The sequence below is a fragment of the Mannheimia haemolytica genome (assembly GCF_004342115.1).
GTDB lineage: Bacteria > Pseudomonadota > Gammaproteobacteria > Enterobacterales > Pasteurellaceae > Mannheimia > Mannheimia haemolytica.
Genome location: NZ_SMAC01000010.1, coordinates 55,476 through 68,098 on the forward strand (window position 1 = coordinate 55,476; position 12,623 = coordinate 68,098).

General features: G+C 40.2%; 12 protein-coding genes and 1 tRNA gene. All 13 read left to right on the top strand.

Annotation, left to right across the window (positions count from 1 at the left end):
- The first annotated feature begins 47 nt into the window (after nucleotides 1-47).
- The 13 genes from EDC41_RS05000 to EDC41_RS05060 all read left to right on the top strand — a co-directional run bounded on the left by EDC41_RS05000 (nucleotide 48) and on the right by EDC41_RS05060 (nucleotide 12,598).
- On the top strand, nucleotides 48-329 hold the full coding sequence (locus EDC41_RS05000) for an integration host factor subunit beta (RefSeq protein WP_006248556.1): 282 nt from the start codon (nucleotides 48-50) through the stop codon (nucleotides 327-329).
- Nucleotides 330-365: 36 nt separating this feature from the next.
- On the top strand, nucleotides 366-653 hold the full coding sequence (locus tag EDC41_RS05005; protein WP_006251188.1) for a LapA family protein: 288 nt from the start codon (nucleotides 366-368) through the stop codon (nucleotides 651-653).
- A gap of 3 nt (nucleotides 654-656) precedes the next feature.
- Nucleotides 657-1,853, top strand: coding sequence for a lipopolysaccharide assembly protein LapB (lapB, locus tag EDC41_RS05010; RefSeq protein WP_006248558.1), 1,197 nt, complete (start codon nucleotides 657-659; stop codon nucleotides 1,851-1,853).
- Between the two features lie 23 nt (nucleotides 1,854-1,876).
- On the top strand, nucleotides 1,877-2,569 hold the full coding sequence (pyrF, locus tag EDC41_RS05015) for an orotidine-5'-phosphate decarboxylase (protein WP_006248559.1): 693 nt from the start codon (nucleotides 1,877-1,879) through the stop codon (nucleotides 2,567-2,569).
- An 82-nt stretch (nucleotides 2,570-2,651) separates the two neighbouring features.
- Entirely contained in the window at nucleotides 2,652-2,963 is a 312-nt protein-coding gene (gene yciH, locus EDC41_RS05020; RefSeq protein WP_006248560.1) for a stress response translation initiation inhibitor YciH, read from the top strand.
- A 102-nt stretch (nucleotides 2,964-3,065) separates the two neighbouring features.
- Nucleotides 3,066-5,228, top strand: a complete 2,163-nt coding sequence (locus EDC41_RS05025; protein WP_006252785.1) for a transglycosylase SLT domain-containing protein — start codon at nucleotides 3,066-3,068, stop codon at nucleotides 5,226-5,228.
- 48 nt (nucleotides 5,229-5,276) lie between these two features.
- Nucleotides 5,277-5,353: transfer RNA gene (locus tag EDC41_RS05030), tRNA-Met, on the top strand.
- A gap of 226 nt (nucleotides 5,354-5,579) precedes the next feature.
- A complete protein-coding gene (gene rimP / locus EDC41_RS05035; protein WP_006252322.1) occupies nucleotides 5,580-6,041 on the top strand; it encodes a ribosome maturation factor RimP in 462 nt (153 codons plus the stop codon).
- A gap of 20 nt (nucleotides 6,042-6,061) precedes the next feature.
- Nucleotides 6,062-7,558 (top strand): transcription termination factor NusA, encoded by a 1,497-nt coding sequence (nusA, locus tag EDC41_RS05040; protein ID WP_006248563.1) that lies wholly within the window; start codon nucleotides 6,062-6,064, stop codon nucleotides 7,556-7,558.
- Between the two features lie 17 nt (nucleotides 7,559-7,575).
- Nucleotides 7,576-10,110, top strand: coding sequence for a translation initiation factor IF-2 (gene infB / locus EDC41_RS05045; RefSeq protein WP_006248564.1), 2,535 nt, complete (start codon nucleotides 7,576-7,578; stop codon nucleotides 10,108-10,110).
- An 84-nt stretch (nucleotides 10,111-10,194) separates the two neighbouring features.
- On the top strand, nucleotides 10,195-10,575 hold the full coding sequence (rbfA, locus tag EDC41_RS05050) for a 30S ribosome-binding factor RbfA (protein WP_006248565.1): 381 nt from the start codon (nucleotides 10,195-10,197) through the stop codon (nucleotides 10,573-10,575).
- A 2-nt stretch (nucleotides 10,576-10,577) separates the two neighbouring features.
- A complete protein-coding gene (gene truB, locus EDC41_RS05055; protein WP_006248566.1) occupies nucleotides 10,578-11,501 on the top strand; it encodes a tRNA pseudouridine(55) synthase TruB in 924 nt (307 codons plus the stop codon).
- A gap of 2 nt (nucleotides 11,502-11,503) precedes the next feature.
- Nucleotides 11,504-12,598, top strand: a complete 1,095-nt coding sequence (locus tag EDC41_RS05060) for a lytic murein transglycosylase (RefSeq protein ID WP_006252783.1) — start codon at nucleotides 11,504-11,506, stop codon at nucleotides 12,596-12,598.
- Nucleotides 12,599-12,623: the final 25 nt, after the last annotated feature.

Below are 12,623 nucleotides of genomic sequence, written 5' to 3' on the forward strand. Positions count from 1 at the left end.
ATAATAAATGATTATTCAAAATAGAATTAATTTTTGGTAGAAATAATATGACTAAATCTGAATTAATTGAGAGTTTAGCATCTAAAAATCCAAGTTTACCAATTAAAATGGTGGAGCATTGTGTAAAAGAGCTTTTAGAGCAGTTAACGGCTACTTTAGAAGAAGGTGAAAGGATAGAAGTAAGAGGATTTGGTAGTTTTTCTCTACATTATCGGCAGCCGCGTTTAGGTCGCAATCCCAAAACAGGAGAAAGTGTTCTTTTAGGCGCGAAATATGTACCACATTTTAAAGCTGGTAAAGATCTAAAAGAGAGAGTTGATCTGCTTTAAGTCTTATTAATTCAATAATCGTAGTAAGGAGATTATATGATTAAGTATATTTTAGGTATTTTAATTGTGATTGCAGTTATTATTGTCGCTGTTACGATTGGTGCCAATAATGATCAACTTATCACCTTTAACTATATTTTTGCTCAGAGTGAATTACGCTTATCAACGTTAGTTGCGATTTTATTTGGCTTAGGATTGATTCTTGGTTGGTTGGTAACGGGTATTTTTTACTTAAAAATTAAGTTTCAAAACGTTGCTTTAAATCGTCGTGTAAAGCGCCAAGCTCAGCAAATAACTGAATTAACGACTCCAAAGGCTGAATAATCAATGCTTGAATTATTGTTCCTTTTATTGCCTATTGCAGCACTATATGGCTGGTATATGGGACAACGTAGTGCAAAGAAGGATCAAGAAACCGCTAGTAATAAGTTCTCTCGTGAGTATGTTACGGGGTTAAATTTTCTTTTATCTAATCAGCAGGAAAAGGCGGTGGACCTTTTCCTCTCTATGTTACAAAAACAAGAATCCGAAAATCATATTGCATCTGAATCCCAATTTGAAGCGGAGTTAACCCTAGGTAATCTTTTCCGTTCAAGAGGTGAGGTAGATCGTGCCTTACGTATTCACCAAACATTAGTGAATAGCCCTCATTATTCATTTGATCAAAAATTATTAGCAAAACAGCAATTAGCTAAAGACTTTATGGTTGCAGGTTTCTATGACCGTGCAGAAAATTATTACATTTCATTAGTTGATGAACCTGAGTTTGCTAAATATTCTTTATCTCAGCTTGCTGTTATTTACCAAAAAACCAGAGAATGGAAAAAAGCGATTAATGTTACAGAAAAACGGCTTCGAATAGAGCCGGATGCAGATAAAATACCGCTTTCACATTTTTATTGTGAATATGCGCAAGGGGTTAAATTTGATGATAAAGCGGCATTTATTGAATCGTTAAATAAAGCGTTAGAATATTATCCTCAATCCACACGCGCTTCTATAATATTAGGTGATTTCTATTTAGAAGAGGGAGAATATCTAAGAGCATTAAGCTATTTCGAACAGATTCTTGTGCAAGACCCTGATTATATTAGCGAAGTGCTTGGACGAATTAAGCAAAGCTATATGGCTCTTGAGGATTTAAATGGCTATGAGTTATTTCTCATTCGAGCAAACCGAGTAAAACATAATAGTAGTGTAGATATTGCTTTAACTGAATTTATTGAAGAAAAAGATGGTATCAATGCTGCACATTCTAAACTATACCAGCAGTTGAGTACTTATCCGAATTTAATTACTTTTCACCGCTTTATTCGCTATCAAGCAGATTTTGCGGAGGAAGGAAATGGTAAGGAAAGCTTAGTTTTATTACATAATATGGTGGGAAATCAGATAAAACGCAGCTTCCAATATCGCTGTTTAAATTGTGGTTATCAAAGTTATCGCTTAATGTGGCAATGTCCTTCTTGTAATCAATGGGAAAAAATTAAGCCGGTACAAAGTATCGAAGGTATTATTCAATAAAGAAAGAATCTGAGGAATTGAAAATGAACAATAAAGTAATTGTTGCGTTAGACTATGAAACTGAACGTGAAGCATTAGAATTTGTGGATTTGGTCGATCCGTCGCTTTGTCGTTTAAAAGTAGGCAAAGAAATGTTTACAACCTTAGGCACAAATTTTGTCAAACAATTACACGAACGTAAATTTGATGTATTCCTTGATTTAAAATATCATGATATTCCAAATACGGTTGCTCGAGCAGTACGTTCTGCTGCTGATCTTGGTGTGTGGATGGTTGACTTGCATGCTTCTGGTGGTTTAGCCATGATGGAAGAGGCAAAGAAAATTTTGGAGCCTTATGGCAAAGAGGCACCATTATTAATTGCAGTGACGGTTCTAACCAGTATGGAAGATTTGGATTTGCTTCAAATAGGTATTAATGCTTCGCCGATGGAACAAGTTATTCGTTTAGCACATTTAGCACAACGGGCTGGTTTAGATGGCGTGGTATGTTCTCCACAAGAAGTTGAGGTATTACGTACCCATTGTGGTCAAGATTTTAAATTAGTGACCCCAGGAATCCGGCCAAAAGGAACAGATTTTGGGGATCAACGCCGAGTGATGACACCCAAACAAGCAGTAGAAACAGGCTCAGATTTTTTGGTTATTGGTCGTCCTATTACCCAAGCTCAAGATCCGCTTGCGGTATTAAAATCTATTAACCAATCTATCAGTTAATTCATTGCATTTTTAATGAAGGCGGAAAAATTTCCGCCTTTTTTAATCAAACAAGCGGTTATTTTTGAGGAAAAATTTGTAAATGACATTAGTCTATTCAACGGAAACAGGCAGAATAAAGTCCGAAGTAATAAAAGAAGAGCGCCCTAAAGGGGATGGTATTGTGCGTATTCAACGTCAAACAAGCGGTAGAAAGGGGAAAGGTGTTTGCCTTATCACCGGTCTTGATTTAGAGGATAAAGCCTTAAATTCTCTTGCTTCAGAGCTTAAACGTAAATTGGGTTGTGGTGGCTCATTTAAAGATGGAGTAATTGAAATCCAGGGCGATAATCGAGGATTCATTAAGCAAATCTTAGAACAGAAAGGTTTCAAAGTGAAACTGGCAGGTGGTTGAGTTTTAAACAATTATCAGCTGGCAGTTTTTAAATAACTTCATTTTATTTGAAACTTCATTCCTACTTTTCTGCCTAAAACTCACGATTAAGGAGAAAAACTAATGTGGAAGAAAACGTTGATTGCTGTATTTTTAGCAAGCCAATATGCTTTTGCGGTAGGAACCGGGAAAGAACCATCAAAAAGTTATACTGAAACAGAATTAAAACAATTAAAAAATGATTGGTTAGCGATTTATCAAAAAGAGCTACAGTATGCAGAAAATTTGCGTTTAAAACAGAGAGAAAATTTTCAGCAAATTAATTATTTGGCAGATGCAGCGATTAGTCAGAAGAATTTATCACTTTCAACGGAGCAGATAATTCAGCGTTTATTACTAACCTTAGCGGGTTATCCGTTGGAGATGAAAGCTGAATGGAAGCTGCTAAATGCTAAAATAACGTTAAAACAAGCTACAGAAAGTGAAGTTAAAGCATTTATTTCAAAATATCCTGATTCTTTGTATCAAAGGCAGTTACAGAACTTGATGTTTGAGCTGCTCTATCGTGAACAGAAATTTCCGGAGTTAATGGAATATGCTCAAAATGTAAAACCGAGTAGTCTTGCCGACCAATGCCGTTTATTTTCTGCTCGTTATGAACTGGCAGCAAGTAAAGCTCAAATCAATCCGGAAGTTTCTCAAGTAACTGAGCAAAAAGCAGAAAATGCAGAACTGCTTGCTTTGGTGCAAGAGTTTGATCGCTTTTGGCTTGCTACGCCGAAATTAACTTCTGATTGTGCGAATTTAGAAAGTTATTGGCGGGATCAGGGGTTTAAAACCGATGAAAAAGTGCGTTTGAAAGCGGTCGAATTAATTAAACAAAATGCAAATGCGGAATTGGCGAATTTAGCGGTAAATGTAAACAATGAGAATTTGAAAATCTGGCTATCTTCCGTTGAAAAAGTAGCGAATAATCCGGCAGATTTGCAAAATTTTATCGAAAATCAACCGCTTGATTCTCCGTTTTATGCTGAGAATAAAGCGATTATTCAGCAACTCTTTGCTAAATATGTGCGAACTTTATCGGAAAATATGGAGAACCCAAGTTTCCAGCAGTACCAAGCGTGGGCGGAGAAGTATCAATTTTCCAATGAGGAAATGAATAGCTGGAAAAATACCTTTATCACTCGGCTTTTTGATAATCCAGAACCAACATTCCAGCTTTGGCGTGATGAGCAAATTAAACTGCTCAATACAGACAATTTAACCGAACGCCGTTTACGAATGGCAATTTGGCAGCAAACAGCGTTAAATGAGTGGTTGGATTTACTCTCAACTGAGGCGAAAGGTAAAACAGAATGGCGTTATTGGGCAGCGAAAGAGGAGAAAAATGAAGCGAAGCGTAAAGCTGATTTTGAAAACTTAGCTAAAGAGCGAGGCTTTTATGCTATGTTGGCTGCTCAACAATTAGGCATTATTTACCAAATCCCAATGCTCGAGGTACCTGAATTGACGCAGACTCAGCTTGAATTGTATGAAAACCAATTAGCGCGTATTCAAGAGTTACGAGAGCTAGGGCAGTTTGAGCAGGCAAGAAGAGTATGGATTGACTGGCTAAAAAACATTAAAGCGGAAGCGGGTGAAAATACACCAACGAAAATCCAATTAGCCCTGATAAAATACGCTAAGGATAAAAATTGGTATGATTTGGCGGTGGAAGGTACGATTCAAATAAAAGCCTTTGATTATCTTGATTTGCGATTACCAAATGCCTATTCGGATTGGTTCGATTTACATCTGCAAGATAAAAAAATCAGCAAAACGTTTGCTCAGGCGATTGCTCGTCAAGAAAGTGCGTGGAATGCTCAGGCTCAATCGCACGCTAATGCGAGAGGGCTAATGCAACTGTTACCGACAACAGCACAAAAAACCGCTAAAGATAACGGTTTAACCTTCAAAGATGGCAATGATCTCTTTCAACCGTTTAACAATATTATGTTAGGCACAACCCATTTAATGGAGTTAAACGAAAAATATCCGAATAATCGGATTCTGATTGCCTCTGCTTATAATGCAGGAGCAGGGCGTGTTGAGCAGTGGCTGAAACGTAGTAACGGGCAGTTAGCAATGGATGAATTTATTGCCAGTATCCCGTTTTATGAAACCAGAGGCTATGTACAAAATGTGCTGGCGTATGACTACTATTATCAAATGCTCTATAGCGATATAAATGATAAAAATGGATTAAAAATGTTCTATCAAGAGGAATTAACAAGAAAATATTAAAAAATGCTTGTGTTTTTGTGTAGAACCGCTATAATGCACCCTATCAGACGCGGGGTGGAGCAGCTTGGTAGCTCGTCGGGCTCATAACCCGAAGGTCGTTGGTTCAAATCCGGCCCCCGCAACCAGTTTTAAGCTCACAGCTTTGGTTAAAGTTGTGAGTTTTGTTTTATATGCTGTAGCAAATTTGCAAAAAATTTGGCAAAAAAGACCGCTTGTTGTGGTTGCTACAGCAAAAAACAAACCGCTTAAAGCCCCACGGTTTCCCGTCTGGGGCTTTTTTGCGGAAATTGGTACAGCATTAACGTATCAAAGCTGGTTTATCCGGCTTTTTTTATATTTGGAGATTATGACTTGGCAACTTTAGAACAAAAATTAGAAGATTTAGTGCTCGATTCTATTGAAGCATTAGGCTTTGAATTAGTCGGCATTGAATGCCAACGTGCAGGCCGTTTTTTAACGGTGCGTTTATATATTGATAAAGAAGGTGGCGTGACGATTGATGATTGTAGCGATGTCAGCCGCCAAGTGAGTGCGATTTTTGATGTGGAAGATCCGATTGCCGATAAATATAACTTAGAGGTTTCTTCACCAGGGTTAGATCGTCCATTATTTACCGTTGCCCACTATGAGCGTTTTATCGGGCAAGATGTAGTGATTCATTTACGCATTCCGATGTTCGATCGCCGTAAATGGCAAGGTAAAATCAAACAAGTAGAAGGTGATTTCATCACTTTAACGGTAGAAAATGAAGATTGCCAGTTCGCATTTGGCAATATTCAAAAAGCAAATTTAGTTCCGGTTTTTAATTTTTAAGATAAAGGTAAACTGACAAAATGAGTAAAGAGATTTTATTAGCTGCGGAAGCAGTTTCAAACGAAAAGCAATTACCAAAAGAGGCAATTTTTGAAGCCTTAGAAACCGCTTTAACCATTGCAACCAAAAAGAGCCGTGATTTAGATATTGACGTGCGTGTGGTGGTAGATCGTAAAACCGGTGATTTCCAAACTTTCCGTCGTTGGGCTGTGGTTGAAAATGTGAATAATATGACCCGTGAAATCAGCTTAGAAGCGGCACAATTTGAAGATCCAAACGTACAATTAGGCGATTTTATTGAAGATGAAGTAGAGTCTATCGAGTTCGGTCGTGTGGCGATTCAGACTTTTGGTCAGGTAGTCAAAACCAAAATTCGTGAAGCGGAGAAGACGAAAATCATTGATGAATTCCGTTCGGATTTAGGCAAAATTATTCTTGCCACTGTGAAAAAAGTAACCCGTGATAATATTTTCCTTGAGTTACAAGGTAAATCAGAAGATATCAAAGGCGAAGCGGTCATTGTGCGTGAAGATATGATCCCACGTGAAAACTTCCGCCCGGGTGACCGTGTGCGTGGTGTGTTATACGAAATCAAGCCTGAATCAAAAGGACCTCAGCTTTTCGTTACCCGTGCTAAACCGGTGATGTTAGAAGAGCTATTCAAATTGGAAGTGCCTGAAATTGGCGAAGGCGTAATTGAGATCAAAGGTTCAGCCCGTGATGTCGGCTCTCGTGCAAAAATTGCCGTGAAAACCCACGATAAACGTATTGACCCGGTAGGGGCTTGTGTGGGTATGCGTGGTGCTCGTGTTCAAGCTATCAGCAATGAATTAGGCGGCGAGCGTGTGGATATCGTACTTTGGGACGAAAATCCGGCTCAATTTGTGATTAATGCAATGGCTCCGGCAGATGTAAGCTCTATTGTGATTAACGATGAAACTCACTCAATGGATATTGCGGTTGAAGCGAAAAATCTGGCTCAAGCTATCGGTCGTAACGGTCAAAACGTGCGTTTGGCGACACAATTAACTGGTTGGGCATTAAATGTAATGACCGTTGAAGAGCTAACGAAGAAGAGCGAAGAAGAAGATGGTAAAGTCATCAATTTATTAACTTCTGCTTTAGAAATTGATGAAGAATTTGCTCAAGTTTTAATTGAAGAGGGCTTTACGTCTCTTGAAGCGATTGCTTATGTGCCGGTTGATACTTTAACGGCGATTGACGGTTTAGAAGATGAAGATTTAGTCGAAGAATTACAATCTCGTGCCAAAAATGCGATCACGAAAAAAGCGTTAGAAGAAGAGAAGTTATTAAAATCAGCTCAAATTGAAGAAAAATTATTAACGCTTGAAGGTATGGATCGCCATATCGCATTCAAATTAGCTGAAAAACAGATTACGACTCTTGAAGAACTTGCAGAGCAAGGTGTTGATGATTTAGCCGATATTGAAGAACTTTCAGAAGAGAAAGCTGGCGAGCTAATTATGGCAGCACGCCAAATTTGTTGGTTCAACTAAGCAAAGAGGATAATAAAATGACAGAAGAGAAAAAAACACTTTCGCTTGGTGGCGCTCGCAAAGCGAGTAAAGTGAATACAACCACAACCAGTGGTAAAGTAAAAGCGGTTGAAGTAAAAGAGAAAAAACCGAAAATTGATGCAAAAGCATTGCAAGAAAAAGCAGCAAAAGAAGCTGCCGCAGCGAAAGCTAGAGCTGAAAAAGAAGCAGCTGAAAAGTTAGCCAAAGAAAAAGCCGAAGCTGAAGCTAAAGAGAAAGCTGCAAAAAAAGCAGCAGAATCGACCGCTAGTAAACCGATTTCTGTGCCGGTAATGCCAAGCAGCAAAGCAAAAGAAGAAAAACCGAAAGCACAACAGGTACAGCCAAAACAAGAGAAAGCGGTTGATCCTGAAAAAGAAGCTAAACGCAAAGAAGAAGCTGAGTTACGCCGTAAGCAAGAGGAATTAGCTCAGCAAAAAGCGGAAATGGAAGCAAAACGTGCTGCAGAAAATGCCCGCCGTTTAGCAGAAATTGCTCGTGAAGAAGCGGAAGATAACGGCAACGAAGATTTTGATGATGAGCGTTTTACTTCTTCTTATGCTAGAGAGGCTGAGCGTGATAATGACCGCCGTAGTGAGGGAAATCGTGGTCGTAACGGCAAAGGCAATGTGGCTAAAGCGAAAAAAGGCGGACGTGAAGAGGATAAAAACGAACGCAGTGCAGATCGTCGCAACCATAAAGAAGTAAAAGGCAAAGGTAAACAAGGTAAGAAAGGTGCAGCTTTACAACAAGCCTTTACCAAACCAGCTCAAGTTGTTAAAGCTGATGTGGTGATTGGTGAAACTATCACTGTGGCTGAATTGGCTAATAAAATGGCAGTGAAAGCGACTGAAATCATCAAAATGATGATGAAAATGGGTGAAATGGTGACGATCAACCAAGTTATCGACCAAGAAACCGCACAATTAGTGGCGGAAGAACTTGGGCATAAAGTGATTTTGCGTAAAGAAAATGAGTTAGAAGAAGCGGTTTTAGAAGATCGTGATACTCACGCAGAAAAAGTAACCCGTGCACCGGTAGTGACTATTATGGGCCACGTTGACCACGGTAAAACCTCGTTACTTGACTACATTCGTAAAGCCAAAGTGGCGGCAGGTGAAGCAGGTGGTATTACCCAGCACATTGGTGCATACCACGTTGAAACCGATGACGGCAAGATGATCACTTTCTTAGATACCCCGGGGCATGCAGCCTTTACCTCAATGCGTGCGCGTGGTGCGAAAGCAACTGACATCGTTGTTCTCGTCGTTGCGGCTGATGACGGTGTAATGCCACAAACTATTGAAGCTATCCAGCACGCCAAAGCAGCGGGTGCGCCATTAGTGGTAGCGGTGAATAAAATTGATAAACCGGAAGCGAACCCTGACCGTGTAGAACAAGAGTTACTACAACACGAGGTTATTTCTGAGAAATTCGGTGGCGATGTGCAATTCGTGCCGGTATCTGCGAAAAAAGGTATGGGGATCGATGATTTACTAGAAGCCATTATTCTGCAATCCGAAGTGCTTGAATTAACCGCAGTAAAAGACGGTATGGCAAGCGGCGTGGTAATCGAATCTTACTTAGATAAAGGTCGTGGCCCTGTGGCAACTATCTTGGTTCAATCCGGTACGCTAAACAAAGGCGACATTGTTCTATGTGGTTTTGAATACGGACGTGTGCGTGCAATGCGTGATGAAAACGGTAAAGATGTTGAATCAGCAGGTCCGTCTATTCCGGTAGAAGTATTAGGCTTATCAGGCGTGCCTGCTGCCGGTGATGAGGCAACCGTCGTGCGTGATGAGAAGAAAGCCCGAGAAGTGGCTCTTTATCGCCAAGGTAAATTCCGTGAAGTAAAACTGGCTCGTCAGCAAAAAGCTAAACTGGAAAATATGTTCAGTAATATGGCAGCAGGTGATGTGGCAGAATTGAACATCATTGTTAAAGCAGACGTACAAGGCTCGGTAGAAGCGATCAGCCAATCCTTAATGGAACTTTCAACCGATGAGGTGAAAGTGAAAATTGTTGGTTCAGGTGTAGGTGGTATTACCGAAACTGATGCAACCTTAGCCGCAGCTTCTAATGCTATTATGGTCGGCTTTAACGTGCGTGCCGATGCCTCTGCCCGCCGTGTGATTGAAAACGAAAATATCGATTTACGTTACTACTCCATCATTTATGAGCTATTAAATGACGTGAAAGCAGCAATGAGCGGTATGTTACAGCCTGAATTCAAACAAGAAATTATCGGCTTGGCAGAAGTGCGCGATGTGTTCCGCCACCCGAAATTTGGGGCGATTGCCGGTTGTATGGTGACAGAAGGTATCGTTAAACGTAACAACCCAATCCGTGTTCTGCGTGATAACGTAGTAATTTTTGAAGGCGAGTTAGAATCTCTCCGCCGTTTCAAAGATGACGTATCTGAGGTGCGTAACGGTATGGAATGTGGTATCGGCGTTAAAAACTACAACGACGTAAAAGTTGGCGACCAAATCGAAGTGTTTGAAGTGGTTGAAGTAAAACGTACTATTTAGCCTAATTTTGTGTAGGGGCGTATTGCATACGCCCTTTGTATTTTTTAGGGCGTGAAGCATCACGCCCCTATAAAAGAGAAAAATATGTCCAGAGAATTTAAACGTAGTGACCGTGTGGCACAGGAGCTACAAAAAGAAGTGGCGGTGATTTTACAACGTGAGGTAAAAGATCCTCGCATTGGTATGGTGACTGTTTCTGATGTGGAAGTATCAAGAGATTTGGCGTATGCCAAAATTTTTGTGACTTTCTTATTTGATAACGATGCTGAAGCTATTAAGCAAGGTATGCAAGGCTTGGAGAAAGCAAGCCCCTATATTCGAACCCTTTTAGGTAAAGCAATGCGTTTGCGTATTGTGCCTGAACTGCGTTTTATCTACGATGAATCGCTAGTCGAAGGTATGCGTATGTCTAATCTTGTGTCTAGTGTAATCAAAAATGACGAAGAAAAACATAAAGAGGACTAATTGTGTCTAGACCTCGCAAACGTGGCCGTGATATTCACGGCGTTTTCTTATTAGATAAACCACAAGGAATGTCTTCAAACGATATTCTGCAAAAGGTAAAGCGAATTTTCCAAGCAAATAAAGCCGGACATACCGGGGCGTTAGACCCTCTCGCAACCGGAATGCTGCCGATCTGTTTAGGTGAAGCGACCAAATTTTCGCAATTTTTGTTGGATTCGGATAAACGTTATCTCGTCACCGCAAAATTAGGCGAGCGAACCGATACTTCAGATGCGGAAGGGCAAGTGGTGGAAACCAAAGCAGTTGCAGTGACAAAATCTCAAATTTTGGCTGCTTTGGAGAAATTTAGAGGTGATATTTTGCAAGTGCCGACAATGTTTTCGGCCTTAAAACACAACGGCAAACCCTTGTATGAATATGCCCGAGCAGGGATTACGGTGGAGCGTGAGGCTCGCCCGATTACGATTTTTGAACTAAATTTCATTGAATACAAGGCTCCATTTTTAACCCTTGAGGTGCATTGTTCTAAAGGTACTTATATCCGAACTTTGGTCGATGATTTAGGCGAAGAGTTGGGCTGTGGTGCACACGTTACGATGCTACGCCGTACAGCAGTGGCAGATTATCCGATTGAAAAAATGATGAGCTATGCAGATTTGCAAAATTTAGCCGAAAATCAACCGCTTGCAGAGTTAGACCAGCACTTATTGCCGATGGATACGGCAGTTTCTGCATTAGCAAAAATAAATTTAAGTTCAGAGCAAACTAAAGCGGTGGGTTTTGGTCAGAGAATTAGATTTGATAATCTGAACCAACTTTATGGTTTGGTACGTTTATATTCAGAAGATGAACAATTTCTCGGTGTGGCAGAAATCACCAATGATACTGTGATTCGTCCTAACCGAATGATTAACTTAACGGAATAAGAATGAAATCGACAATTTTTACCTTACCTTTAGCGATTATCACTTTAGCCTTAGCCGGTTGTTCAAGTGATAATCAAGAAAGTTATGCCGGCTTAAACTTAGATGCTAAATACAGTAAATCTCGCTCGGTCAGTCATTTTAATGATTATGTGCATTTTCTGAAACAGAAGGCAGCAGGGGCAGGAGTGTCTGCAAAAACCTTAAATGCTCAGAAATTCATTCATTACAACGCCAGAGCGGTGCAGTTAGATCAACAGCAAGCTGCACGAAGACGTGACCCGAATGTACCGCCTCCGCCACCAAATCCAAGTGGTGTGACCCATTATTTAAACAAAGTATTAACTCAAGCGAAGGTGGATCAGGCAAGTGAACGTTGGTATGAATATAATAGCCAGCTTACCCATGCCAGCCAAAAATATGGGGTACAAAAAGAGTATATTTTGGCACTTTGGGGAATGGAGAGCAGCTTTGGGCGTAACCAAGGGGATTTTGATGTACTTTCGGTGTTGGCAACCCTCGCCTTTGATGGTCGCCGTGAGAAGTTATTTACGCAAGAATTTGTGAATGCGATGAAAATGCTCGATGACGGCACAATTAAACGCTATGAATTGCTTGGATCTTGGGCAGGAGCGATGGGACAAACTCAATTTATGCCAACTTCTTACTTAACCTATGCAGCTGATGGCAATAATGACGGTAAAAAAGATATTTGGGAGAATGAAGCCGATGCATTTGCCTCGATTGCCAATTATCTTTCAACAGTAGGTTGGGATAATCAACTACCTTGGGGTGTTGAGGTTAAATTAGCTTCACCGATGGATTTAAGTTTCGCCGGTCTTGAAACCAACAAAGCGAAAACATTGGCGGAATGGCAAGCCTTAGGTATTTATTTAGCTTATCCGAATGGACAAGAATCGGCAAAATTAGCTCAATTACACGGCAAAGAGGTTTGGTTGATTCGTCCGGATAAAGAAGCGGGAAGAGCGTTTTTAGTTTCTAATAATTTCCGTACTTTAATGGATTGGAATAAATCGAATAACTTTGGTATCAGTATCGGAAAATTTGCCGATCGAATTTTAGCTTCAGTTGGTCAATAATCGAATAAAAGCATAGTAGCAAAGC

Excerpts from the sequence above, each read along its gene's own strand:
- EDC41_RS05000 (WP_006248556.1), top strand. The coding sequence starts at position 48 with ATGACTAAATCTGAATTAATTGAGAGTTTAGCATCTAAAAATCCAAGT.
- EDC41_RS05005 (WP_006251188.1), top strand. The coding sequence starts at position 366 with ATGATTAAGTATATTTTAGGTATTTTAATTGTGATTGCAGTTATTATT.
- lapB (WP_006248558.1), top strand. The coding sequence starts at position 657 with ATGCTTGAATTATTGTTCCTTTTATTGCCTATTGCAGCACTATATGGC.
- pyrF (WP_006248559.1), top strand. The coding sequence starts at position 1,877 with ATGAACAATAAAGTAATTGTTGCGTTAGACTATGAAACTGAACGTGAA.
- yciH (WP_006248560.1), top strand. The coding sequence starts at position 2,652 with ATGACATTAGTCTATTCAACGGAAACAGGCAGAATAAAGTCCGAAGTA.
- EDC41_RS05025 (WP_006252785.1), top strand. The coding sequence starts at position 3,066 with ATGTGGAAGAAAACGTTGATTGCTGTATTTTTAGCAAGCCAATATGCT.
- nusA (WP_006248563.1), top strand. The coding sequence starts at position 6,062 with ATGAGTAAAGAGATTTTATTAGCTGCGGAAGCAGTTTCAAACGAAAAG.
- infB (WP_006248564.1), top strand. The coding sequence starts at position 7,576 with ATGACAGAAGAGAAAAAAACACTTTCGCTTGGTGGCGCTCGCAAAGCG.
- rbfA (WP_006248565.1), top strand. The coding sequence starts at position 10,195 with ATGTCCAGAGAATTTAAACGTAGTGACCGTGTGGCACAGGAGCTACAA.
- EDC41_RS05060 (WP_006252783.1), top strand. The coding sequence starts at position 11,504 with ATGAAATCGACAATTTTTACCTTACCTTTAGCGATTATCACTTTAGCC.